This window comes from Streptomyces nigra (genome assembly GCF_003074055.1).
GTDB classification, from domain to species: Bacteria; Actinomycetota; Actinomycetes; order Streptomycetales; family Streptomycetaceae; genus Streptomyces; species Streptomyces nigra.
In genome coordinates this window covers 1,696,336-1,720,761 of sequence record NZ_CP029043.1, presented here as the reverse complement: position 1 = coordinate 1,720,761, position 24,426 = coordinate 1,696,336, and the positions used below count along the sequence as shown (strand labels likewise).

Sequence of the window (24,426 nt, the reverse complement as noted above, 5' to 3'; positions counted from 1 at the left end):
GCGACCGGCGCCATCGCGCCCGAAGGCCCAGGCCCCGAGTCCCCAGCTCCGTCGGCCGGTCGGCTGCTCCTCACGGAGGGTGACGGAACGTGGGCATCCGAACGCCATCCCGTCCGGAGCAGGCCCGCCCCGGACGGTTGTCCACAGGCCGCTGACCACGGCGACCGGGGCTGTCAGGTTGTCCACAGGCTCGCCGGACTGTCACTGCGCGCCAGTAGGGTGTGAGACATGGCCGACCCCTCCAGCTACCGCCCCAAGCCGGGACAGATCCCGGACTCGCCCGGGGTGTACAGGTTCCGTGACGAGCACCGCCGGGTGATCTACGTCGGAAAGGCGAAAAGCCTGCGCCAGCGCCTGGCGAACTACTTCCAGGACCTGGCGGGCCTGCACCCGCGCACCCGGTCGATGGTCACCACCGCCGCCTCCGTGGAGTGGACCGTCGTCTCCACCGAGGTCGAGGCACTGCAGCTGGAGTACTCCTGGATCAAGGAGTACGACCCCCGGTTCAACGTCAAGTACCGCGACGACAAGAGCTACCCGTATCTCGCGGTGACGATGAACGAGGAGTATCCGCGTGTGCAGGTGATGCGCGGTCACAAGAAGAAGGGCGTCAGGTACTTCGGGCCGTACGCGCACGCCTGGGCGATCCGGGACACCGTCGACCTCCTCCTGCGGGTGTTCCCCGTCCGCACCTGCTCGGCCGGCGTGTTCAAGAACGCCCGCCGCACCGGCCGGCCCTGCCTCCTCGGCTATATCGGCAAGTGCTCCGCCCCCTGCGTGGACCGCGTCTCCGCCGAGGAGCACCGGGAACTGGCCGAGGAGTTCTGCGACTTCATGACCGGCCGCACCGGCACCTATCTGCGCCGCCTGGAGCGGCAGATGGGGGAGGCCGCCGAGGCGATGGAGTACGAGCGTGCCGCGCGGCTTCGGGACGACATCGGGGCCCTGAAGAAGGCCATGGAGAAGAACGCCGTCGTGCTCGCCGACGCGACGGACGCCGACCTGATCGCCGTCGCCGAGGACGAGCTGGAGGCGGCCGTCCAGATCTTCCACGTGCGCGGCGGACGGGTGCGCGGTCAGCGCGGCTGGGTCACCGACAAGGTGGAGGAGATCACCACCGGCGCCCTCGTGGAGCATGCCCTGCAGCAGCTCTACGGCGAGGAGACCGGGGACGCCGTGCCCAAGGAGGTGCTCGTCCCGGCCCTGCCCGACCCGCTGGAGCCGGTGCAGGAGTGGCTGTCGGGGCGGCGCGGCGCCCAGGTCTCGCTGCGTGTGCCGCAGCGCGGCGACAAGCGCGCCCTCATGGAGACCGTCGAGCGCAACGCGCAGCAGGCCCTCATCCTGCACAAGACCAAGCGCGCCTCCGATCTGACCACCCGTTCCCGCGCGCTGGAGGAGATCGCCGACGCCCTGGAGCTGGACAGCGCCCCGCTCCGGATCGAGTGCTACGACATCTCGCATCTCCAGGGCGACGACGTGGTGGCCTCCATGGTCGTCTTCGAGGACGGACTGGCCCGCAAGAGCGAGTACCGCAGGTTCCAGATCAAGGGTTTCGAGGGGCAGGACGACGTCCGCTCCATGCACGAGGTGATCACCCGCCGGTTCAAGCGCTACCTCGCCGAGAAGGAGCGCACGGGGGAGTGGGCCGACGGCGAGAGCCCGGACGGTACCGCCGGCGCGAGCGACGATTCGGGTCCCCTCACGGACGTCTCCTCCGCCCCGCTGTCCGACGGTCTCAAGGACGAGGACGGCCGTCCCAAGCGCTTCGCCTACCCGCCGCAGCTCGTCGTGGTCGACGGCGGGCAGCCGCAGGTCGCGGCGGCCCAGCGGGCCCTGGACGAACTGGGCATCGACGACATCGCCGTCTGCGGCCTCGCCAAGCGGCTGGAGGAGGTCTGGGTCCCCGGCGAGGACGACCCGGTCGTCCTGCCGCGCACCAGCGAGGGCCTGTATCTGCTCCAGCGCATCCGGGACGAGGCCCACCGGTTCGCGATCACCTACCAGCGCACCAAGCGGTCCAAGCGCTTCCGGTCGAGCCCGCTGGACGACGTCCCCGGTCTGGGCGACACCCGCAAGCAGGCACTGATCAAGCACTTCGGGTCGGTGAAGCGGCTGCGGGCCGCGACCATCGACCAGATCTGCGAGGTGCCGGGCATAGGCCGCAAGACGGCCGAGACCATCGCCGTGGCCCTCGCGCAGGCGGCCCCGGCCGCGCCCGCCGTGAACACCGCGACAGGAGAGATCATGGAGGACGAGGCACCCGACCCCACGGCGGGGGCCTCGGGGGAGCCCGTGTCCGCGGGCGCCCCGGACGAACGACGGGGGCAGGAGACATGAACGAGCACGACGCAGGGGCCACGACCGACCGAGATCCGCGGTCCCGGGACACGCAGGGCGATCCCGGAGAAGTTCAGCAGGACGCACACCAGACAGACGGAGCACAGGTGAGTACGGGCAGCGAGAAGGCCGGGGTCCCCGAGGCGGCCATCCCCGAGCTGGTGATCATCTCCGGTATGTCCGGGGCAGGGCGCTCCACGGCCGCGAAGTGTCTGGAGGACCTCGGCTGGTTCGTCGTGGACAACCTGCCTCCCGCCCTGATCCCCACCATGGTGGAGCTCGGCGCGCGCTCGCAGGGCAACGTGGCGCGGATCGCGGTCGTCGTCGACGTCCGCGGCCGGCGCTTCTTCGACAACCTCCGCGAGTCCCTCTCCGACCTCGACGCGCGGGGTGTGACCCGGCGGATCGTCTTCCTGGAGTCCTCGGACGACGCCCTGGTGCGCCGCTTCGAGTCCGTGCGCCGTCCGCACCCCCTGCAGGGCGACGGCCGGATCGTCGACGGGATCGCCGCCGAGCGGGAGCTGCTGCGCGAGCTGCGCGGCGACGCCGACCTGGTGATCGACACCTCCAGCCTGAACGTGCACGAGCTGCGGGCGAAGATGGACGCCCAGTTCGCCGGCGAGGAGGAGCCCGAGCTGCGGGCCACCGTCATGTCCTTCGGCTTCAAGTACGGCCTGCCCGTGGACGCCGACCTGGTCGTGGACATGCGGTTCCTGCCGAACCCGCACTGGGTCCCGGAGCTGCGCCCCTTCACCGGCCTCAACGAGGAGGTGGCGGCCTACGTCTTCAACCAGCCCGGCGCCAAGGAGTTCCTCGACCGGTACGCCGAGATGCTCCAGCTGGTTGCTGCGGGCTACCGTCGTGAGGGCAAGCGTTATGTGACGATCGCCGTCGGCTGTACGGGCGGGAAGCACCGCTCGGTGGCCATGTCGGAGAAGCTCGCCGCGCGCCTCGCGGCCGAGGGTGTGGAGACGGTGGTCGTGCACCGGGACATGGGACGGGAATGACCGGACGTACTCCGCGGCTGAGCAGGCTGCGCCGGGCGGTGCCGGAGGGGCGCGCCAGCCGCGCCGGCCGTACCACCGAGACCCGGGGCGGCAAGCCGCGCCGTCGCGGCGCCCAGCCCAAGGTCGTCGCCCTCGGCGGCGGCATGGGCCTGTCGGCGTCGCTCGCCGCGCTGCGCCGGATCACCGGCGACCTCACCGCCGTCGTCACCGTCGCCGACGACGGCGGCTCCAGCGGGCGTCTGCGCGACGAGCTGGGCGTGCTGCCGCCCGGCGACCTGCGCAAGGCGCTGGCCGCGCTGTGCGGCGACGACGACTGGGGCCAGACCTGGTCCCGGGTCATCCAGCACCGCTTCCACTCCCAGGGCGACCTGCACGACCACGCCGTCGGCAATCTGCTGATCGTCGCCCTGTGGGAGCAGCTCGGCGACCACGTCCAGGCCCTGGACCTGGTCGGCAAGCTGCTCGGCGCGCACGGCCGGGTGCTGCCCATGTCGGCCGTGCCGCTGGAGCTCCAGGCCCTGGTCAAGGGGCACGACCCGGAGCGGCCCGACGAGGTCGACACGGTCCGGGGTCAGGCCACCGTCGCGCTGACCCGGGGCGAGGTGCAGTCGGTGCACCTGGTTCCGCACGACCCGCCGGCCGTCCCCGAGGCCGTCGCCGCGGTGCGGGACGCGGACTGGGTGGTGCTGGGCCCCGGCTCCTGGTTCTCCTCCGTCATCCCCCACCTGCTGGTGCCGGAACTGCTGGACGCCCGCACCGAGACGAAGGCGCGCCGGGTACTCTCCCTGAACCTCGCCCCGCAGCCGGGAGAAACCGAAGGCTTCTCCCCGCAGCGTCATTTGGAGGTTTTGGGACGACACGCCCCTAAACTCGCCCTGGACGTGGTGCTGGCCGACGAGGCCGCCGTGCCCGACCGCGAAGTGCTCACGGAGGCCGCGAAGCGGCTCGGTGCCGCGGTCGAGCTGGCCCCGGTGGCCCGGACGGACGGGACGCCCCGGCACGACCCGGAGCTCCTCGCCGCCGCGTACGACCGTATTTTTCGGATGCATGGAAGGATCGGCCCATGGCGATGACGGCAGCGGTGAAGGATGAGATCTCCCGGCTCCCCGTCACCCGGACCTGCTGCAGGAAGGCGGAGGTCTCCGCCATTCTGCGGTTCGCCGGCGGCCTCCACCTGGTCAGCGGACGCATCGTGATCGAGGCGGAGCTCGACACGGCGATGGCGGCCCGCAGACTCAAGCGGGACATCCTGGAGATCTTCGGGCACAGCTCCGAGCTGATCGTCATGGCGCCCGGCGGGCTGCGGCGCGGTTCGCGTTACGTCGTTCGGGTGGTCGCGGGCGGTGACCAGCTGGCCCGGCAGACCGGCCTGGTCGACGGGCGCGGGCGACCGATCCGCGGGCTGCCGCCGCAGGTGGTCTCGGGGGCCACGTGCGACGCCGAGGCCGCCTGGCGCGGAGCCTTCCTGGCGCACGGCTCGCTGACCGAGCCCGGCCGTTCCTCCTCCCTGGAGGTGACCTGCCCCGGGCCCGAGGCCGCGCTTGCCCTGGTCGGCGCCGCCCGCCGGCTGTCCATCGCGGCCAAGGCCCGCGAGGTACGCGGCGTGGACCGCGTGGTCGTCCGGGACGGCGACGCGATCGGCGCCCTGCTGACCAGGCTCGGCGCCCATGAGTCGGTGCTGGCCTGGGAGGAGCGCCGGATGCGCCGCGAAGTGCGGGCCACGGCCAACCGCCTCGCCAACTTCGACGACGCCAACCTGCGCCGCTCCGCCCGGGCGGCCGTCGCCGCCGGAGCCCGGGTGCAGCGCGCGCTGGAGATCCTCGGCGAGGAGGTCCCCGAGCACCTCGCCGCGGCCGGCCGGCTGCGCATGGAGCACAAGCAGGCGTCCCTGGAGGAGCTGGGCGCGCTCGCCGACCCGCCGCTGACCAAGGACGCGGTCGCCGGCCGTATCCGCCGGCTGCTGGCCATGGCCGACAAGCGGGCCCAGGACCTCGGCATCCCCGGCACCGAGGCCAATCTCAGCGACGAACTCGCCGACAACCTCGTGGGATGACGGTCTGAGCTGACCCGATGTCAGAAGATAGGTGCCGATGCCCACTTGGGACATCGGCACCGTCATTTGTCGCTCTTTGCGGCACTCTTGACTAGGACATGATGTGGCATGAGCCTGGCAGTCATTCGCCGCTGTGGCGAAACACTGCTAGGGGGGTACATGAGACCCAGAGCGAGATCGATCCTCGCTGTCGGCGCTCTCCTCTTCGGGGGAGCGAGTATCGCACCCGTCGCCCAGGCACAACCGGGGAATTCGCCCGACCCGAGCGAAGTCAAGGTCTTCCGGGCCGAGGTCACCAAACAGCAGGTACCCCTGCTGCTGGCGGCCGGCCAGGACGGCCACGAACTCAGTGAGCAGGCGCCCGAGAAGGGCAAGGCCACCGTCGAGGTCTATCTGACCGACGAACAGGCCGGGAAGCTGCGCAAGCAGGGCGTCGACCTCACCGAGCACCAGGTCACCGCCCGCTCCGAGGCCCGTACCGAGAAGGCCGCCGACGGCGTGTTCCGCCCGTACGGCGGGAGCGGCGGGCTCAAGGAGGAGATCGTCCGGACCGGGCAGGAGAACCCCGGTCTCACCAAGGTCGTCTCCATCGGCAAGACCGTCCGCGGCCAGGACATCCTGGCCCTGAAGCTGACCAAGCACGCCGCCAAGTCCAAGGACGGCTCCAAGCCGGCCGTCCTGTACATGTCCAACCAGCACGCCCGCGAGTGGATCACGCCGGAGATGACCCGGCGGCTGATGCACTACTACCTGGACAACTACAAGAAGGACAAGCGCGTCCGGAAGATCGTCGACTCGACCGAGCTGTGGTTCGTCCTCTCGGCCAACCCCGACGGCTACGACCACACCTTCAAGGACTCCTCCACCCGGCTGTGGCGCAAGAACCTGCGGGACGTCAACGGCGACGGCGCCATCAGCACCGGCGACGGCGTCGACCTGAACCGCAACTTCGCCTACAAGTGGGGCTACGACGACGAGGGTTCGTCGCCCAACCCCACCAGTGAGACCTACCGCGGCGCGTCCCCCGGCTCCGAGCCCGAGACCAAGGCTCTCGACGCCCTGCAGAAGCGCGTCGGCTTCACCTTCGGCATCAACTACCACTCCGCCGCCGAGCTCCTCCTGTACGGGGTCGGCTGGCAGGTGGCCACCAACACGCCCGACGACGTGATGTACAAGGCGCTCGCCGGCACACCCGACAACTCCGCGATCCCCGGCTACCACCCGCAGGTGTCCTCGGAGCTGTACACGACCAACGGCGAGGCGGACGGCCACGCCGCGAACGTCAATGGGCTGGCGATGTTCACCCCCGAGATGTCGACCTGCCAGACCGCGTCGAACATCGACCCGAACGACCAGTGGAACGCGTCGGACTGCCGGTCGGTGTTCAACTTCCCCGACGACGAGAAGCTGATCCAGGACGAGTTCGCGAAGAACGTGCCGTTCGCGCTCAGTGTCGCCGAGAGCGCCGACCGTCCCGACCAGCCCGCCTCCTCGCTCGGGCTGAAGGCCGCCGACTTCACCCCGGCACCCTTCACCACGTCGTACGCGCGCGGCGCCGACCAGGAGGTCTCCGTCGTCGTCCGCAAGGCGCTGCGCGACAAGGAGCTGAAGTACCGCGTCAACGGCGGTCGTACCTGGGATGTGGCGCTGCGGCCCTGGAGGGGCGGCGAGACGTTCGGCGGCGAGGACAACCTCTACTTCGACGAGTACCGTGCCAAGGTCCTCGACGGCGACCAGGGCGACAAGGTCGAGGTGTGGTTCACCGGCGAGACCCGCAAGGGCAAGAAGGTCTCCAGCCCCCGCTTCACCTATACGATCGCCGCCCGCCCGCGCGCGGACGTGCTCGTGGTCGCCGAGGAGGCCGCGGGAGCCCCGCAGGCGCAGAAGTACGTGGACGCGCTGAAGGCCGCCGGCCACCGGGCCGTCGTATGGGACGTCGCCGCCCAGGGCGCGCCCGACGCCCTCGGTGTGCTCGGCCACTTCGACACCGTCGTCCACTACACGGGTGCCGGCGTCCCCGGCAACGCCACCCAGCTCCAGCTGCGCGCCTACCTCAACGAGGGCGGCAAGCTGCTGGAGGCCGGTGAGCAGGCCGGCGGCAACGTCGACCTCGGCGACGGCACCCTGTCGAACGACTTCAGCCAGTACTACCTGGGCGCCTACACCCGGACGTCCGTGCCCGGGGCCACCGGCTTCACCGGTTCCGGCGGGCTCGGCGGCTTCTCCGGCGCGCTCGCCGGCGCACCCGGCAACCCGCTCGACCGCGCCGGGAACTACAGCGTCACCTCGGACCAGCTGCCCGTCGCTTCGTACCCGCAGTTCAAGAGCGCCGGAGCGGGCCAGTTCGCCGGCACGGTCAACCCGTACGGGCCGTTCGCGGGCGACTGGATGGCGGCCGCCGTGCACTCCGACGACGCCTGGAAGCGGCTGACCAGGACCGTCGATCTCACCGGGGTCACCGCGGCCCAGCAGCCCACCCTGCGCACCCAGCTGCTGTGGGACGTCGAGCCGGGATACGACAACGTCCTGATCGAGGCCCACACCACCGGTGCCGACGACTGGACGACGCTCCCGGAGAAGAACGGCGCGTCCAGCTCCACCGTGCCAGAGGAGTGCGAGGCCGGCTTCTACATGAACGAGCACCCGTGGCTCGCGCACTACCTCACGCAGTCCCCGCAGGGCTGCTCGGCGACCGGCAGCAGCGGCAGCTGGAACGCCCTGACCGGCGCCTCCGCGGGCTGGAGGCAGGTCGAGTTCGACCTGAGCGCGTACGCGGGCAAGTCCGTCGAGGTCTCGCTCAGCTATGTCTCCGACCCGGGCTTCGGCGGCCGCGGCGTCCTCGCCGACCAGGCCTCGCTCGTCGTCGGCGGCACGGCGGTGGAGACGGAGGGCTTCGAGACGTCCCTCGGCGCCTGGAGCGTGACCGGACCGCCCCCGGGCAGCCCGGCCGTCCTCAAGGACTGGGCGCGCACCGGAACGCTGTTCCAGACCTTCGGGGCGGTCACCACGCGCGACACGGTCCTCCTCGGCTTCGGCCTGGAGCACCTGCCGTCGGCAGCCGATCGAACGGCGCTCATCAGAAAGGCATTTTCCTCACTTGAGAGGTGACTCGCCGAGGTGGCGCACGCCCGGCGGAGCATGACCGGATCGGCCGATCCGGGCTCCTGGGCGGGGCGGTCCGTACCCTACTGACGGGTACGGGCCGCCGTGCCGTGTATGAGGCATCTGGATGTCACCACGGCGGCTTCTGGGAGGTAGGGTCGGAGGCGGTCGGGGACATCCCAAACAGAGCTCGCCGGCACCGCATGGCCGGCGTACCAACGAGGAGATCGGTTCGTGACGATCCGCGTAGGCATCAACGGCTTCGGTCGTATCGGTCGCAACTACTTCCGCGCGCTGCTGGAGCAGGGTGCAGACATCGAGATCGTGGCTGTCAACGACCTGGGTGACACCGCGACCACCGCTCACCTGCTGAAGTACGACACCATCCTGGGTCGTCTGAAGCAGGAGGTCAGCCACACCGCCGACACCATCACGGTCGACGGCCACACCATCAAGGTCCTTTCCGAGCGCAACCCCGCGGACATCCCGTGGGGCGAGCTGGGCGTCGACATCGTCATCGAGTCGACCGGCATCTTCACGAAGAAGGACGACGCCGCCAAGCACATCGCGGGCGGCGCCAAGAAGGTCCTCATCTCGGCTCCGGCCAAGGACGAGGACATCACCATCGTGATGGGCGTCAACCAGGACAAGTACGACCCGGCGAACCACCACGTCATCTCCAACGCCTCCTGCACCACCAACTGTGTGGCGCCGATGGCGAAGGTCCTCGACGAGAACTTCGGCATCGTCCGCGGTCTGATGACCACGGTCCACGCGTACACCAACGACCAGCGCATCCTGGACTTCCCGCACAAGGACCTGCGCCGCGCCCGCGCCGCCGCGGAGAACATCATCCCGACCACCACGGGTGCCGCCAAGGCCACCGCGCTGGTCCTGCCGCAGCTCAAGGGCAAGCTCGACGGCATCGCGATGCGCGTCCCCGTCCCGACCGGCTCGGTCACCGACCTGGTCCTGGAGCTCGGCCGCGAGGTCACCAAGGAAGAGGTCAACGCCGTCTTCCAGAAGGCCGCCGAGGGTGAGCTGAAGGGCATCCTCGAGTACACCGAGGACCCGATCGTCTCCTCGGACATCGTCAACGCCCCGGCGTCCTGCACCTTCGACTCCTCCCTGACCATGGTCCAGGAGGGCAAGAACGTGAAGGTCATCGGCTGGTATGACAACGAGTGGGGCTACTCCAACCGCCTCGTCGACCTGACGGTCTTCGTCGGCGACCAGCTCTGATATCCAGAGCAGGCACCTCGATGTGAGGTCAGGGCTCGGGCGGCGCAGGGACGCGCCGCCCGAGCCCTGACTCACGTACAGAACAGACCTGTTGGATCACGAGCGCTTCCGAGCGATCACGAGCTCTTCCCAGGAGTCCCCTACATGAAGACGATCGACGAACTTCTCTCCGAAGGCGTCGCCGGCAAGCGGGTGTTCGTCCGCGCCGACCTCAACGTGCCGCTGGACGGCACCACCATCACCGACGACGGCCGCATCCGCGCCGTGCTGCCCACCGTCAAGGCCCTCGCCGAGGCGGGCGCCCGCGTGGTCGTCGCCTCCCACCTGGGCCGCCCCAAGGGCGCCCCGGACCCCGCCTTCTCGCTCGCCCCGGCGGCCGCGCGCCTCGGTGAACTCCTCGGCACCGACGTGTCCTTCGCGACCGACACGGTCGGCGACTCCGCCCAGGGAGTCGTCGCGGGCCTCGCCGACGGACAGGTCGCCGTCGTGGAGAACCTGCGCTTCAACGCCGGTGAGACCAGCAAGGACGACGCCGAGCGCGCCGCCTTCGCCGACCGGCTCGCCGCGCTCGCCGACGTCTACGTCGGCGACGGCTTCGGCGCGGTGCACCGCAAGCACGCCTCGGTGTACGACCTGCCGGCCCGGCTGCCGCACTACGCCGGCCACCTCATCGCCACCGAGGTCGGCGTCCTCAAGAAGCTCACCGACGACGTCCAGCGGCCGTACGTCGTCGCGCTCGGCGGCGCCAAGGTCTCCGACAAGCTCGCCGTCATCGACCAGCTGCTCGGCAAGGCCGACCGGCTGCTCATCGGCGGCGGCATGGCGTACACCTTCCTCAAGGCCAAGGGGTACGAGGTCGGCATCTCCCTCCTCCAGGAGGACCAGATCCCGGTCGTCACCGAGTACCTGGAGCGCGCCGAGAAGAGCGGCGTGGAGATCGTGCTGCCGGTCGACGTCCTGGTCGCGTCCGAGTTCCCGGACCTGAGGACCAAGGCCCCGGCCCACCCCACGACCGTCGCCGCGGACGCCATCCCCGCCGACCAGGAGGGCCTGGACATCGGTCCGGAGACCCGCAAGCTGTACGCCTCGAAGCTCGCCGACGCCGCCACCGTCTTCTGGAACGGCCCGATGGGCGTCTTCGAGCACCCCGACTACGCCGAGGGCACCAAGGCGGTCGCCCAGGCGCTCGTCGACTCCAAGGGCTTCACCGTGGTGGGCGGCGGCGACTCCGCCGCGGCCGTCCGTACCCTGGGCTTCGACGAGACGGCATTCGGCCACATCTCGACCGGAGGCGGCGCCTCCCTCGAATACCTCGAGGGCAAGACGCTCCCCGGCCTCGCCGCACTGGAGGACTGACTCTTTATGAGCACGCGCACGCCGCTGATGGCGGGCAACTGGAAGATGAACCTCAACCACCTCGAGGCCATCGCGCACGTCCAGAAGCTCGCCTTCGCCCTGGCCGACAAGGACTACGAGGCCGTCGAGGTCGCGGTCCTGCCGCCCTTCACGGACCTGCGCTCGGTGCAGACCCTGGTCGACGGCGACAAGCTGAAGATCAAGTACGGCGCCCAGGACCTCTCCGCGCACGACTCCGGCGCCTACACCGGCGAGATCTCCGGGTCGATGCTGGCCAAGCTGAAGTGCACGTACGTGGCGGTCGGCCACTCCGAGCGCCGCCAGTACCACGCCGAGACCGACGAGCTCGTCAACGCCAAGGTCAAGGCCGCCTACAAGCACGGTCTGACCCCGATCCTGTGCGTCGGCGAGGAGCTGGACGTCCGTGAGGCGGGCAACCACGTCTCGCACACGCTCGCCCAGGTCGAGGGCGGTCTGAAGGACCTCCCCGCCGAGCAGGCCGAGACCGTCGTGATCGCCTACGAGCCCGTCTGGGCCATCGGCACCGGCAAGGTCTGCGGCGCCGAGGACGCGCAGGAGGTCTGCGCCGCCATCCGCGGCAAGATCGCCGAGCTGTACACGCAGGACGTGGCCGACAAGGTCCGCATCCAGTACGGCGGCTCCGTGAAGTCGGGCAATGTCGCCGAGATCATGGCGCAGGCCGACATCGACGGCGCCCTGGTGGGCGGTGCCTCGCTGGACGCGGACGAGTTCGTCAAGATCGTGCGTTTCCGTGACCAGTGAGTAGGCCATAGCGGCGATCCGTCGTACCCTTGCGGGGGCATGGTAGGCCTCGATGCGTGGCTCGCTCCGCGCGGCTGCCGTGCCCCCGTCGTTCATCCGAGTCCGAGAGAGTTGGTCCAGCCGTGGTTTTGGGGTTCTCGATCGCCCTGATCGTCTTCAGCGGGTTGCTGATGCTGCTGGTGCTGATGCACAAGGGGAAGGGCGGCGGCCTCTCCGACATGTTCGGTGGCGGCATGCAGTCGTCCGTCGGCGGCTCCTCCGTCGCCGAGCGCAACCTGGACCGGATCACCGTGGTGGTCGGTTTGCTGTGGTTCGCGTGCATTGTCGTGCTCGGCATGCTGATCAAGGTGAACAACTGACCGGCACGCACCCGTTTTCACGTAAGGCCCCATGTTCGGTACGCGCAGCTCAGCGCGGCCTATCATGGGGCTTGCGTCTAGGTGTGGGGGGCTTGTAACTCCAATCACTGGACGCGCGTTGGGCCTTACGTAGACTGAGGCGCTCGCAGCGAAGCGAAACGCCGACTCGCTTTGCGGCACCATCACGCAGGGAGTTACGACCGTGGCAAGTGGCAACGCGATCCGAGGAAGCCGGGTCGGGGCGGGGCCGATGGGCGAGGCCGAGCGCGGCGAGTCCGCACCGCGTCTGCGCATCTCCTTCTGGTGCTCCAACGGGCACGAGACGCAGCCCAGCTTCGCAAGCGACGCGCAGGTTCCCGAGACCTGGGACTGCCCCCGCTGTGGCTTCCCCGCCGGACAGGACCGGGACAACCCGCCGGACCCGCCGCGCACCGAACCGTACAAGACGCACCTCGCGTACGTACGGGAGCGGCGCAGCGACGCGGACGGCGAGGCGATCCTCGCCGAGGCGCTCGCCAAACTGCGCGGCGAGATCTAGGGCCTTTCGTTTGGATCATCCCGGCGTCGCGGGGGCCGGCACGCGCATCTGCGGCGTTGTCGTCGGTTGCCGACTCCCCCACGCTCGGCTTCGCTCGCGCGGGAGGGGCCCCTATCGCGTCGACGCCCTCCTGCGCCTTGCAGTTGCACGCACCAGACCCCGCTCGGGCACGTCACCATGTCCCGTCGGCCCCAGCCGGGCTGATCCAAACGAAGGGCCCTAGACATCGACGACCGGCCGGGTGCCCCAGGGCACCCGGCCGGAGCCGTGTCACCCCCCGCCCCGTCCGCGCTCCGCGGCCGTTGTCAGTGGTGCCCTCTACGGTGGTTCTCGTCGGCGCCCACGCGTCGACGCACCGGGAGGGGGACCTGTGTCGACGACGGGGGAGACGGGCGTGCGCGCGCCCGCCTGGCGTGGCGGATTCGGCCGGCTGTGGGGCGCCGCCGTGCTCTCCGCCTTCGGCGACTCCCTGCGTACGGCCGCCCTGCCGCTCCTCGCCGTCACACTGACCGACCGGCCCCTGCTGATCGCCGCGGTCACCGCCTGCGGCTATCTGCCGTGGATCGTCTTCGGCCTGCTCGGCGGCGCCGTCGCCGACCGGGTCGACCAGCGGCGCGCGATGTGGACGGTGGACGCCTTACGGGGCGCCCTGGTCGCCGTCTTCGCGGTCGCCGTGGCGCTCGGACACGCGTCGATCGGCCTGCTCATCGCCCTCGCCTTCACCCTGACCACGCTCCAGACCCTGTTCGACAACGCCGCCACCGCCCTGCTCCCCGCCCTGGTGGACCCGGACGCGCTGGGCGCTGCGAACGCCCGGCTGATGACCGGGCAGCGCATCGCCGGCGGACTGCTCGGGGCGCCCGCCGTGCCGCTGCTGCTCATGGCCGGCGCCGCCGCCCCCTTCCTCGCCGACGCGGCGACCTTCCTGGTGGCCGCCGCCCTCGTCGCCTCCCTGCGCACCCCGCCGCCCGGCAAGGCGCCCCGGCCCGCCGGCAGCACCCTGCGCCGGGAGATCGCCGACGGGCTGCGCACCCTGTGGCGCGACCGGGTCCTGCGCGGCCTGTGCGCCGCGACCGCCCTGTGCAACATCGGCATGGGCGCCCTCGTCGCCACCCTGGTCGTCCTGGTCACCGGCTGGCTCGACGCGGGCACCACCGGTTACGCCGTCGCCTCCACCGCGTACGCCGCCGGGAGCCTGGCGGGCGGGGTCGGGCACGGGCCGGTCACCGCCCGGCTCGGGCTGACCCGGGCCGTGCTGCTCGCCGGGCTCGTGCAGATCGGCGCTCTGGTCGTCATGGGTGCCGTGCGCAGCCAGACGGCGCTGGCCGCGGCCCTCGCCGTCTTCGGCTTCATGGGCATGGTGTGGAACGTCAACACCACGACCCTGATGCAGCGGCGGACCCCCGCCGACCGGCTGGGCCGGGTCGCCTCCGCCTTCCGCACCCTGGCCGTCGCCGGCGCCCCGGTCGGCGCTCTGCTCGGCGGGGCCGTCGCCACCGCCTGGGGCCCCAACACCCCCGCGCTGCTCACCGCCGCCTTCTTCGTCCTGGCCGTCCTCGCGCTGATACCCGGGCGCGGGCGGGACGTATCTGTTGATGCGCCGGACGGCGACGTCACGACGGCTCACGTCCCGCGCTGATCAATTAGGTTGGAACAGCTGGGACAGGCACGAAAGAAGGCTGAAGTCGGACATGAACGCAGACGGCCGTACCAGGCTCAACCAGACCCCCGAGTGGACCGCGCTCGCCGAGCACCGTGAGGAGCTCGACGGTGTGGGACTGCGGGAGCTGTTCGCCGCTGACCCGGGCCGTGGCACGGGGTACACCCTGCAGGTCGGCGACCTGCACATCGACTACTCCAAGCACCTCGTCACCGACGAGACGCTGCGGCTGCTGCGCGAGCTGGCCGCCGCGACCGACGTGTTCGGGCTGCGGGACGCCATGTTCCGCGGCGAGAAGATCAACACCACCGAGGACCGCGCCGTGCTGCACACCGCCCTGCGCGCCCCGCGCGACGCGGTGATCGAGGTCGACGGGGAGAACGTCGTCCCCGCGGTGCACGCCGTCCTCGACAAGATGGCCGACTTCGCCGAACGGGTCCGCTCCGGGGCCTGGACCGGCCACACCGGCAAGCGCATCCGCAACGTCGTCAACATCGGTATCGGCGGCTCCGACCTGGGCCCGGCGATGGCGTACGAGGCGCTGCGCGCCTTCACCGACCGGGACCTCACCGTGCGGTTCGTCTCCAACGTCGACGGCGCCGACCTGCACGAGGCCACCCGCGACCTGGACGCGGCCGAGACGCTGTTCATCATCGCGTCCAAGACCTTCACCACCATCGAGACCATCACCAACGCCACGTCCGCCCGTGAGTGGCTGCTCGCCGAGCTGAAGGCCGGCCCGGAAGCGGTCGCCCGGCACTTCGTCGCCCTGTCGACGAACGCCGGGAAGGTCGCCGACTTCGGCATCGACACCGCCAACATGTTCGAGTTCTGGGACTGGGTCGGCGGACGCTACTCGTACGACTCGGCGATCGGGCTCTCGCTGATGATCGCCATCGGCCCGGACCGCTTCCGGGAGATGCTCGACGGCTTCCGGCTCGTCGACGAGCACTTCCGCACCGCGCCCGCCGAGTCCAACGCCCCGCTCCTGCTCGGTCTGCTGGGCATCTGGTACGGCAACTTCCACGACGCCCAGTCCCACGCGGTCCTGCCGTACAGCCACTATCTGTCCAAGTTCACCGCCTATCTCCAGCAGTTGGACATGGAGTCCAACGGCAAGTCCGTCGGGCGGGACGGACGCGAGGTCGACTGGCAGACGGGGCCGGTGGTGTGGGGGACGCCCGGCACCAACGGGCAGCACGCCTACTACCAGTTGATCCACCAGGGCACCAAGCTGATCCCGGCGGACTTCATCGGCTTCGCCGAGCCTGTCGTTGAGTTGAGCGACCGTCTCAAGGCGCAGCACGACCTGCTGATGGCGAACTTCTTCGCCCAGACGCAGGCGCTGGCGTTCGGCAAGACACCGGACGAGGTGCGGGCCGAGGGTGTGCCCGAGGAACTGGTGCCGCACAAGACGTTCAAGGGCGACCACCCGACGACGACGATCCTCGCGCGCGAGCTGACGCCGTCCGTGCTCGGCCAGCTGATCGCGCTGTACGAGCACAAGGTGTTCGTGCAGGGCGCCGTGTGGAACATCGACTCCTTCGACCAGTGGGGCGTCGAGCTCGGCAAGGTCCTCGCCAAGCGCGTCGAGCCCGCGCTGACCGAGGGCGCCGAGGTGCCGGGTCTCGACGCGTCGACGAAGGCGCTCGTCGCCCGCTACCGGGAGCTGCGCGGCCGGGCGTGACGGCGGATGCGGGAGTGGGGCGGCGGCGCTCGGCCGTCCGTCGGCCCCTCCCGCCCACGACGGCTCGGCGGGCCGACGGCGCCCGAAGGCCCGTCAGGCCGCCGCGCTCAGCGTGTCCGCGAGGCGGCGGCGGGCCGCCCGGGACGCCGGGAGCGCGGCCAGCGCGGTCGCTCCCGCCACCGCAGCCGCGCCGAGCAGCAGCAGAAGCCAGGCCGACGGCCCCGCGGCGATGCCGGAGCCGATCCCGCTGGACGCCCCCTGCGCGTCGATGAGCCAGTGCGCGAGCGGCACGCCGACCACCGTGGCGAGGATCGCGGCGACGAGCGCGGTGCAGCCGGTCGACACGACGGTGATCGCCGTGATCTGCCGTGGCGACAGACCGATGGCCTTCAGGGCCAGCAGATCGCGCTCGCCCTCGCGAACCGTCCCGCCGATCGCCGTCAGCAGTTCGATCAGCCCGATGAGGGCCAGGACGACGATCAGCCCGACGATCACCCCGCGCAGCGGAGAGAGCCCGTCGGCCGGGTTGGGCACGGCGTGCACGTCGAGGTGGCCCCTCCCGGCGGCCGTCAGCCGGTCGGTGACCGCCTCCGGGTCGGCGCCGGGACGCAGCCGCAGCTCGTAGAGCGTGGGGCCGAGCCCGGGGTCGTTCTCGCGGAGGGTGTCGAGGGAGGTGGAGATGACGCGGCCCGCGTTCTCCGGTTCGATGCTGCGGCCCACGATGTGCAGGACCTGCGGCTGGTCGCCCACGGTGATCCGGACCCAGTCGCCGACCCGTGCGTCCAGCAGGGCCAGCAGACCCTGGCCGGCCACCGCCTCGTCGCGGCCCGTCGCGGCACGGCCCTCGGCCAGGGAGTACGGGTAGGGGTCCTGCCGGGTGCCGAGCCCGCGCAGCGCGATCGTCGCCGTCTGCCCCGGGACCAGCGCCGCCACCTCGACCCCCGGATAGGCGGCCGCGACCTGCGGGTCGTCCTCGAGGACGGTCCGGGCGGCCCGGTCGGTCAGGCCGGAGTCGGCGTGCACGGTGAGCGAGGTGGGCAGGCCGACCTGCTCAGGCCGGCCGTCGAAGCGGTCGATGGTCGTCCAGGCGCTCATCGCGACCACGATCAGCAGCAGCGGCAGCGCCAGCCGCGCGACCGTGGCCGGCGACCGCAGCCGTCTGCTGAACGCCCGGTGCCAGCCCAGCACCAGCGCCGGCGGCAGCCGTAGCCCCAGCGCGCTCCGGGCCGCACCGGACAGACGTCCGCTGGGGGAGGCCGCCCGCCGCGGCACCGGTACCGGAGGCACCCGCCCCGCCCGCCACGCGGCCAGCCCCGTGGTCGCGCCGATGAACAGCACCACCGCCACCGGCACCACGAGCAGCGCCACCGTGTGCCCGGGCAGCCCGTGCCACACCCCGACGGCGTCCCCGAGCCGGCCCGGTATCCGGCTGCCCAGGCCCTGGACCACGGCCGCGGCGGCCAGCGCGCCCAGGAGCGCGTACGCGAGATGCTGGATCAGGAAGACCCGGACGACCTGGCCCGGGGTGAACCCGATCGCCTTCAGCACCGAGATGTCCCGCAGATGCCCGCGGATCCGGGTGCCGATCGCCCCGTGCACGGCCAGCCCCGCCGCCACCAGGGCGCCCAGCCCGAACAGCCCCAGCACCTGCCCGAGCAGCCGGTTGTCGCCCTGGGCCTCGGCCCGGGCCTGCTTCCAGGTGGAGACCTCGCTGACCGCGCCGGAACCCAGCACCGTCACGGCGCGCTGGACGGCGTAGTCGGTGTCCTCGGGATCGGTCAGACGCAGCGCGACCACCCGCCCCCTCGGCTCGCCCACCGCGGACGGCTGCGCCCACACCAGTCCGGGCTGCTCACCGGGCCGGTAGCGCTTCTCCGCGCTGTCCGCCACACCGAGCACGGTGACCGTGCGGTCCGTGCCGGGCAGGGTGAGGGTGTCGCCGGGCGCGGCGAGCAGGGCCCGGGCCAGGCGGCTCTCCAGGACCACACCGTCGGGGTCGGCCGGGTCGAGCCAGTGCCCGGAGGTCAGCAGGGGTCGGCCGACGGACGGCTCCTCGGGGGTGCCGCGCAGTTCGACGGCGGCGCGGGTGCCGCGCGAGGCCAGGGTGGCGGAGGCGGTGGGGTAGGGGCCGGTGACGGACTCGACGCCGTCGAGGCCGGTCAGCTTCCCGGTGTCGGCGGAGGGCGCGGTGTGCAGCCACACATGCGCGCCGCGCGCCTGGGTGAAGACCCGCTGCCAGGGGTTGGTGGCGTATCCGAAGAGGGCGGTGGCCAGCAGCAGCGAGACCACGATCCCGGCCGTGGCGAGCACCAGGAACAGCGCCTCGCCGCGGTGCGTGCGCAGATCGGAGTGCGCCCAGCGCAGGGTGGCTCGCATGGCCTCAGCCCCTCGGCCCGGACACGGGGCGGCGGTCGTACTCCGGCATGTCAGTCCCTGAGCTCCAGCACACCGGACGCACCGGTCCGGCGGGGCGGGGCGCCGCCGTCGAGCGTCGCGTCGTCGGCTATCCGGCCGTCGAAGAAGCTGATCACGCGGTCCGCGGCGCTCGCGAGCCGGGCGTCGTGGGTGACCAGCACGATGGTCTGCCCGCGCTGGTGGAAGCGGGTCAGCAGCCGCATCACCTCACGGGTGCCCTTGCTGTCCAGGCTGCCCGCGGGTTCGTCGGCCAGCAGCAGCGGCGGACGGTTGACCAGGGCCCGGGCGAGCGCCACCCGCTGCTGCTCACCGCCGGACAGCTCGCCCGGCATGCTGCGCTCCTTGCCCACGAGACCCAGCTCCGCCAGCAGCTCCACCCGCTCGGCGCGGGCCCGCTTCGGCGGGACGCCGGCCAGCAGGGCGGGCAGCTCGACGTTGTCGGCGACGGACAGGTCGGAGACCAGGTTGAAGAACTGGAACACGATGCCGATGCGCTTCCTGCGCTCGACCGCCCAGCGGGCCTCGCGCCAGCCGTCCGCGCACTCGCCGTCGAGCCAGATGCTGCCGCTGTCCGGGCGCTGCAGACCGCCGAGCAGATGCAGCAGGGTCGACTTGCCGGCACCGGACGGGCCGGTGACGGCGACGAACTCGCCGCGCCGGACGGAGAGGTCGACACCCCGCACGGCATGGGCCGGGGCGCCCTCGCCGTGATGCGTCTTGACCAGGCCCTCGGCGCGCAGCACAGGAGTGGGGTCGTCGCTCACTCCAGCTCCTCCAGCTCCTCCAGCTCCTCCTGGCACCGTTCCAGCCAGTCGAGGTCGGCCTGCAGGTGCAGCATCGCGCCCTCGATGAGCAGATGCGCGATGCGGTTGTCCCGGTTCTCGGCGGCGGCCAGCTTCGACAGATGACGCATGGTGTTCAGGTACTGGCGCCGCTGTCGGTTGATGAGGGCGATCTGGTCGGTGAGGCCGGTCTGCGGGGCCAGGGCCAGTTTCATGAAGAACTCGTCCCGCACCCGAGGTTCGTCCTCGGTCTCCTCGAACCAGGCGCGCAGCGCCTCACGCCCGGCGTCGGTGAGGTGGTAGACCTTCTTGTTGGGCCGGCCCGACTGCTCGACGTCCTCGCCCTCTATGAGTCCCGACTTCTCGAGACGGCCGAGGGTGACGTAGATCTGGCCGACGTTCGGCTGAGGGTACGCGGAGCCCAGCATCAGCTCAAGGTCCTGCTTCAGCTCGTATCCGTGCGCCGGGCCGCGCGCCAGCAGGGCCAGGAGGGGCAGCCGCACTCGTGCTCTCCTCCCGATCCCGAGCCAATGTGCCGCGAACCCTAGTATCGCGCATACCTAACGGGTATACATGGCCTCTGTCCCCGGGCGACGACGCCCGGTGCCAGGTGTACAGGGAGGAACCTATGCGGTGGATCCACGCCGCCGGTAGGGGCCTTCTCGTCCTCGTCGTGATCCTGACCGGCTACATCGCCTCCGGAGCCCACGCCGACGAGGGTCCCGGGGCCGGCCGCGGGCCGATGACCCTGGCCACCGCGGGCGACCTCACCGGGTACCTCGGCTCCGTCCTGGAGGGCTGGAACCGTACGCATCCCGACGAGCGGGTCACCCTCGTCGAGCTGCCCGACTCCGCCGACGAGACCCACGCGCAGATGACCACCGACCTGCGTGACGGCGACCGCAGCCGCTTCGACATCCTCAACATCGACGTCAGCTGGACCTCGGAGTTCGCCGCCCAGGGCTGGATACGCCCCCTGGAGCGCGACCGCTTCCCGCTGGACACCTTCCTGAAGCCGGTCGTCGGCACGGCCACCTACGACGGACGGCTGTACGCGGTCCCGTACGTCACCAACGCCGGCCTGCTGCTGTACCGCAAGGACGTTCTCGCCGACGAGGGCGTCGACCCGCCGCGCACCTGGGCCGAGCTGGAGCGGGCGGCGCGGACCATCGCGCCCAAGCACGGACTCGACGGGTACGCGGGCCAGTTCCTCCCCTACGAGGGCCTCACCGTCAACGCCGCCGAGGCCGTGTACTCGGCGGGCGGCTCCATCCTCGGCGACGAGGGCGAGCGCGTCACCGTCAACTCCGAGGCGGCCCGCGACGGCATCGACTTCCTCGCCCGCGGGGTGCGCGAGGGCTGGATCCCCAGGAAGGCGCTCACCTACAAGGAGGAGGAGTCCAAGCAGGCCTTCCAGGACGGGCGCCTGCTGTTTCTCCGCAACTGGCCGTACGCCTACGCCGTCGCGTCGGCCGAGGGCTCACCGGTCGCCGGGAAGATCGGCGCCGTACCACTGCCCGGGCCCGACGGACCCGGCACGAGCGTGCTGGGCGGCTCCAACCTCGCCGTCAGCACCCATGCCCGGCACCCGGACTCGGCGGCCCGGCTGCTCGCCTATCTGACCAGCGAGCACGTCCAGCGCCAGGTGCTCACACGCGGCGCCCTGCCGCCCGTACGGGCCGACCTGTACGAGGACCCGGAGCTGGTCCGGAGGTTCCCGTATCTGCCGACGCTGCGCGAGAGCGTGCGGACGGCCGCCCCGCGCCCCAAGAGCCCGCGCTACGGCCAGGTGAGCCTCGTCGTGCAGGCGGTCGTGCGGGACGCCATGGCCGGGCGCGACACGCCCGAGGCCGCGGTGCGCCGGCTGGCGCGCGAGCTCGACGCCATCGCGCGCTGAGCTGTTTCGGTACCCCTCACCTACATACATGTTAGGTAACGGCGACATCTCATCCTCCTGAATCCCGTACGGGTATGCCCGGATTTGCCGTGCCAACTGTTCGGTAGCTTGCGCCATTTCATTGACACCCCTCTGAAACAGATACCTAACATGCATGCATGCTGAGTAAGTACCACTGGTGGCGCGACGCGGTGATCTACCAGGTCTACGTCCGCAGCTTCCTCGACAGCACCGGCGACGGTGTGGGCGACCTCGCCGGGGTCCGCGCGGGGCTGCCGTATCTCAAGAAGCTCGGGGTCGACGGGATCTGGCTGAGCCCCTTCTACCCCTCGCCGCAGCACGACCACGGCTACGACGTCGCCGACTACTGCGACGTCGACCCGCTCTTCGGGGACCTCGCCGAATTCGACCTGCTGGTCACGGCGGCCCGCCGGCTCGGCGTCAAGGTGCTGCTCGACATCGTCCCCAACCACTGCTCCAGCGAGCACCGGTGGTTCCAGGAGGCGCTGGAGGCCGGACCCGGCAGCGCGGCCCGCGCCCGCTTCCACTTCGCCGACGGCCGCGGCGCCGACGGCAGCGAGCCGCCCAACAACTGGCACGCCATGTTCGGCGGTCCCGCGTGGAGCCGGGTCACCGAGGCGGACGGGCGGCCCGGCCAGTGGTACCTGCACATGTTCACCCCCGAGCAGCCCGACTGGAACTGGCGCAACCCCCAGGTCGGCGCCGAGTTCGACCGGGTCCTGCGGTTCTGGCTCGACCGGGGCGTCGACGGCTTCCGCATCGACGTCGCCGCCGGCCTCTTCAAGCACCCGGAACTGCCCGACTCCGACGACCCGGAGGCGGACGCCCGCACCCGCGACTCGGTCAACCCGCTCGCCTGGAACCAGCCCGAGGTGCACGCGGTGTGGCGCTCCTGGCGCTCCATATGCGAGGAGTACACCGCCCGGGACGGCCGCGACCGGCTCCTCGTCGGCGAGGTGTCCGTGCCCACCGCCCGCGAACACGCCCTGTACGTCCGCTCCGACGAACTCCACCAGGCGTTCTTCTTCGACCTGCTCGGCGCCCCCTGGGACGCCGACGCCTTCCGCAAGGTCATCTCCGAGGCCATGCAGGACATCGCCGGCACCGGCTCCACGGTCACCTGGGTGCTCAACAACCACGACCAGGTCCGCACCGTCACCCGGTACGGCGAACCCGCCACCGAGGGCAGCGGCGTCGGCGCCGCCCGTGCCCGCGCCGCCGCGCTGCTGATGCTGGCGCTGCCCGGTGCCGCGTACATCTACCAGGGCGAGGAGCTTGGCCTGCCCGAGGTCGTCGACCTGCCCGACGACGTCCTGACCGACCCGATCTTCCGGCGCACCGGAAGCCGCGCCCGGATCCGTGACGGCTGCCGGGTGCCGCTGCCCTGGTCGGGACAGGCGTCACCGTTCGGCTTCACCTCCGGTGAGGAGAGCGCCAAGCCCTGGCTGCCCCAGCCCGAGTACTTCGCCGAGTACGCCACCGACCGGGCGCTGGCCGACACCCGCTCCTTCTGGCACCTGTACCGCGACGGTCTGCAACTGCGTTCCGCGCTGCCCCAGTTGGGCGAGGGGACGCTGCGCTGGCTGGACAGCCCGCCCGGTGTCCTGGCCTTCGCCCGCGGCGACGGCCTGGTCTGCGCCGTCAACTTCGGCACGGCCGCCACCTCCGCGCCGGTCTCCGGCACCCCGCTGCTGTCGAGCGGGCCCTGCCCGTCCGGGGTGCTGCCCGGCTCCACCGCCGCCTGGTGGATCAGCGACGGGACCGAGTCACCCGCCGCCCCCTGACCCCCCGCACCTCCCGAAACTCCGGAACCTCCGGCCGTTCTTCCCATTCCCCGAAGGGACATCGATGATGATGCGACGCCGTACCACCCTGCTCACCGGCTGTACCGCCCTCGTCCTGGCGCTCGGCGCGACCGCCTGTGGCGGCGACCCCGTCTCGGCCGGCGGCGGCGACAAGGCACTCGACGGACAGACGGTCACCGTGGCCGGAGTCTGGACCGGCACCGAGCAGAAGAACTTCCAGAAGGTGCTGGACGCCTTCAGCGAGAAGACCGGCGCCAAGACGACGTTCGTCTCCACCGGCGACAACGTCTCCACCGTCGTCGGCAGCAAGATCGAGGGCGGCAACGCCCCCGACGTCGTGATGGTCCCGCAGGTCGGCGTCCTGAAGCAGTTCGCGCAGAAGGGCTGGCTGAAGCCGCTGTCGGCCACCGCCCAGAAGTCCGTGGACGCCAACTTCGCGCCCGTCTGGAAGAACTACGGCAGCGTCGACGACACCCTGTACGGCCTCTACTTCAAGGCCGCCCACAAGTCGACGGTCTGGTACAGCCCCGACGCCCTCGCCCAGGCCGGCGTCGAGCCGCCGACCTCGTACGACGACCTGCTGAAGGCCGGTCGGACCGTCTCCGACTCCGGGCTCGCCGCGTTCTCCGTCGCGGGGCAGGACGGCTGGACGCTGACCGACTGGTTCGAGAACGTCTACCTCTCCCAGGCCGGCCCCGAGAAGTACGACGCCCTCGCCACGCACCAGCTGAAGTGGACCGACGCCTCGGTCGTGAAGGCGCTGACCACGCTCGGCGAGCTGTTCAAGGACAAGCAGCTGATCGCGGGCGGCCAGAAGGGCGCCCTGAACACCGACTTCCCTGGCTCCGTGGAGAAGGTGTTCGGCCCGAAGCCCGAGGCCGGCATGGTCTACGAGGGCGACTTCGTCGCGGGCGTCGCCAAGGACCAGTTCGGCCGGAAGATCGGCGAGGACGCGAACTTCTTCCCGTTCCCGGCGGTCGGCGGCGGCAAGCCGCCCGTCGTCAGCGGCGGTGACGCGGCCGTCGTCCTGAAGGACGGCAAGAGCCAGAAGGCCGGCATGGCCCTTCTGGAGTACCTGGCCACCCCCGAGGCCGCCGCCGTGTGGGCCGAGGCCGGCGGCTTCCTGTCCCCGAACAAGAACGTCGATCTCGCCTCCTACGGCGACGACGTCACCCGTGAGACCGCCAAGTCGCTGGTCGCCGCCGGTGACTCGGTCCGCTTCGACATGTCCGACCAGGCCCCGGCGGCCTTCGGCGGCACCAAGGGCGCCGGCGAGTGGAAGCTTCTGCAGGACTTCCTGCGCGACCCGTCCGACCCGAAGGGCACCGCCGCCAAGCTGGAGGCCGCGGCGGCCAAGGCCTACGAGGGCCAGGGCTGATCCG

At 71.2% G+C, this 24,426-nt stretch carries 18 protein-coding genes; 15 read left to right on the top strand and 3 right to left on the bottom strand.

From position 1 onward, the window contains the following. Positions 1-228 precede the first annotated feature (228 nt). From uvrC to pgi, 12 genes are all read left to right on the top strand, one after another. On the top strand, positions 229-2,337 hold the full coding sequence (gene uvrC, locus DC008_RS08020; RefSeq protein WP_108706350.1) for an excinuclease ABC subunit UvrC: 2,109 nt from the start codon (positions 229-231) through the stop codon (positions 2,335-2,337). Continuing rightward, positions 2,334-3,344, top strand: coding sequence for an RNase adapter RapZ (rapZ, locus tag DC008_RS08015; RefSeq protein WP_108706349.1), 1,011 nt, complete (start codon positions 2,334-2,336; stop codon positions 3,342-3,344). Before uvrC ends, rapZ begins: the two co-directional genes overlap by 4 nt. Further along, the gene (locus DC008_RS08010; RefSeq protein ID WP_108706348.1) at positions 3,341-4,417 is read left to right on the top strand and encodes a gluconeogenesis factor YvcK family protein; all 1,077 of its coding nucleotides are present in this window, start codon (positions 3,341-3,343) and stop codon (positions 4,415-4,417) included. Before rapZ ends, DC008_RS08010 begins: the two co-directional genes overlap by 4 nt. After that, positions 4,408-5,397, top strand: a complete 990-nt coding sequence (gene whiA, locus DC008_RS08005; protein ID WP_055621477.1) for a DNA-binding protein WhiA — start codon at positions 4,408-4,410, stop codon at positions 5,395-5,397. Before DC008_RS08010 ends, whiA begins: the two co-directional genes overlap by 10 nt. Positions 5,398-5,556: 159 nt before the next feature. Further along, positions 5,557-8,505: a M14 family metallopeptidase gene (locus DC008_RS08000; RefSeq protein ID WP_108706347.1), complete on the top strand. Its 2,949-nt coding sequence runs from the start codon at positions 5,557-5,559 to the stop codon at positions 8,503-8,505. A 228-nt stretch (positions 8,506-8,733) separates the two neighbouring features. Continuing rightward, a complete protein-coding gene (gap, locus tag DC008_RS07995) occupies positions 8,734-9,741 on the top strand; it encodes a type I glyceraldehyde-3-phosphate dehydrogenase (RefSeq protein ID WP_055621475.1) in 1,008 nt (335 codons plus the stop codon). Between the two features lie 144 nt (positions 9,742-9,885). Next, entirely contained in the window at positions 9,886-11,097 is a 1,212-nt protein-coding gene (locus DC008_RS07990; protein WP_108706346.1) for a phosphoglycerate kinase, read from the top strand. Between the two features lie 6 nt (positions 11,098-11,103). Further along, entirely contained in the window at positions 11,104-11,880 is a 777-nt protein-coding gene (gene tpiA / locus DC008_RS07985) for a triose-phosphate isomerase (RefSeq protein ID WP_108706345.1), read from the top strand. A 128-nt stretch (positions 11,881-12,008) separates the two neighbouring features. After that, entirely contained in the window at positions 12,009-12,239 is a 231-nt protein-coding gene (secG, locus tag DC008_RS07980) for a preprotein translocase subunit SecG (protein ID WP_055621472.1), read from the top strand. A gap of 202 nt (positions 12,240-12,441) precedes the next feature. Then, complete coding sequence (locus DC008_RS07975) at positions 12,442-12,777, top strand: RNA polymerase-binding protein RbpA (RefSeq protein ID WP_003976875.1); 336 nt, start codon at positions 12,442-12,444, stop codon at positions 12,775-12,777. 370 nt (positions 12,778-13,147) lie between these two features. Beyond that, complete coding sequence (locus DC008_RS07970) at positions 13,148-14,416, top strand: MFS transporter (protein WP_108706344.1); 1,269 nt, start codon at positions 13,148-13,150, stop codon at positions 14,414-14,416. A gap of 52 nt (positions 14,417-14,468) precedes the next feature. After that, complete coding sequence (pgi, locus tag DC008_RS07965; protein ID WP_108706343.1) at positions 14,469-16,124, top strand: glucose-6-phosphate isomerase; 1,656 nt, start codon at positions 14,469-14,471, stop codon at positions 16,122-16,124. A 93-nt stretch (positions 16,125-16,217) separates the two neighbouring features. Here the strand turns inward: pgi and DC008_RS07960 are convergent, their stop codons facing one another. Genes DC008_RS07960 through DC008_RS07950 form a run of 3 tightly spaced genes read right to left on the bottom strand, consistent with a single transcriptional unit; the run spans position 16,218 to position 19,824 of the window. Next, positions 16,218-18,500, bottom strand: a complete 2,283-nt coding sequence (locus DC008_RS07960) for an ABC transporter permease (protein ID WP_108706342.1) — start codon at positions 18,498-18,500, stop codon at positions 16,218-16,220. 50 nt (positions 18,501-18,550) lie between these two features. Continuing rightward, positions 18,551-19,303 carry an ABC transporter ATP-binding protein gene (locus DC008_RS07955; protein ID WP_108706341.1) on the bottom strand — a complete coding sequence of 251 codons (753 nt, stop codon included), beginning with the start codon at positions 19,301-19,303 and terminating at the stop codon, positions 18,551-18,553. Further along, positions 19,300-19,824 (bottom strand): PadR family transcriptional regulator, encoded by a 525-nt coding sequence (locus DC008_RS07950; protein ID WP_108706340.1) that lies wholly within the window; start codon positions 19,822-19,824, stop codon positions 19,300-19,302. The genes DC008_RS07955 and DC008_RS07950 overlap by 4 nt, the downstream gene beginning before the upstream one ends. A gap of 125 nt (positions 19,825-19,949) precedes the next feature. Here DC008_RS07950 and DC008_RS07945 point away from each other — a divergent pair, with 125 nt between their 5' ends. From DC008_RS07945 to DC008_RS07935, 3 genes are all read left to right on the top strand, one after another. Beyond that, positions 19,950-21,218, top strand: coding sequence for an ABC transporter substrate-binding protein (locus DC008_RS07945; RefSeq protein WP_108706339.1), 1,269 nt, complete (start codon positions 19,950-19,952; stop codon positions 21,216-21,218). 158 nt (positions 21,219-21,376) lie between these two features. After that, positions 21,377-23,023, top strand: a complete 1,647-nt coding sequence (locus DC008_RS07940; protein ID WP_208645824.1) for a glycoside hydrolase family 13 protein — start codon at positions 21,377-21,379, stop codon at positions 23,021-23,023. 67 nt (positions 23,024-23,090) lie between these two features. Then, on the top strand, positions 23,091-24,422 hold the full coding sequence (locus DC008_RS07935; protein ID WP_108710602.1) for an ABC transporter substrate-binding protein: 1,332 nt from the start codon (positions 23,091-23,093) through the stop codon (positions 24,420-24,422). The last annotated feature ends 4 nt before the right edge of the window (positions 24,423-24,426 follow it).

Bases quoted from the DNA above. Each gene is read 5' to 3' on its own strand.
- uvrC (WP_108706350.1), top strand. From the start codon at position 229: ATGGCCGACCCCTCCAGCTACCGCCCCAAGCCGGGACAGATCCCGGAC.
- rapZ (WP_108706349.1), top strand. From the start codon at position 2,334: ATGAACGAGCACGACGCAGGGGCCACGACCGACCGAGATCCGCGGTCC.
- DC008_RS08010 (WP_108706348.1), top strand. From the start codon at position 3,341: ATGACCGGACGTACTCCGCGGCTGAGCAGGCTGCGCCGGGCGGTGCCG.
- whiA (WP_055621477.1), top strand. From the start codon at position 4,408: ATGGCGATGACGGCAGCGGTGAAGGATGAGATCTCCCGGCTCCCCGTC.
- DC008_RS08000 (WP_108706347.1), top strand. From the start codon at position 5,557: ATGAGACCCAGAGCGAGATCGATCCTCGCTGTCGGCGCTCTCCTCTTC.
- DC008_RS07990 (WP_108706346.1), top strand. From the start codon at position 9,886: ATGAAGACGATCGACGAACTTCTCTCCGAAGGCGTCGCCGGCAAGCGG.
- tpiA (WP_108706345.1), top strand. From the start codon at position 11,104: ATGAGCACGCGCACGCCGCTGATGGCGGGCAACTGGAAGATGAACCTC.
- pgi (WP_108706343.1), top strand. From the start codon at position 14,469: ATGAACGCAGACGGCCGTACCAGGCTCAACCAGACCCCCGAGTGGACC.
- DC008_RS07960 (WP_108706342.1), bottom strand. From the start codon at position 18,500: ATGCGAGCCACCCTGCGCTGGGCGCACTCCGATCTGCGCACGCACCGC.
- DC008_RS07945 (WP_108706339.1), top strand. From the start codon at position 19,950: ATGCGGTGGATCCACGCCGCCGGTAGGGGCCTTCTCGTCCTCGTCGTG.
- DC008_RS07940 (WP_208645824.1), top strand. From the start codon at position 21,377: ATGCTGAGTAAGTACCACTGGTGGCGCGACGCGGTGATCTACCAGGTC.
- DC008_RS07935 (WP_108710602.1), top strand. From the start codon at position 23,091: ATGATGCGACGCCGTACCACCCTGCTCACCGGCTGTACCGCCCTCGTC.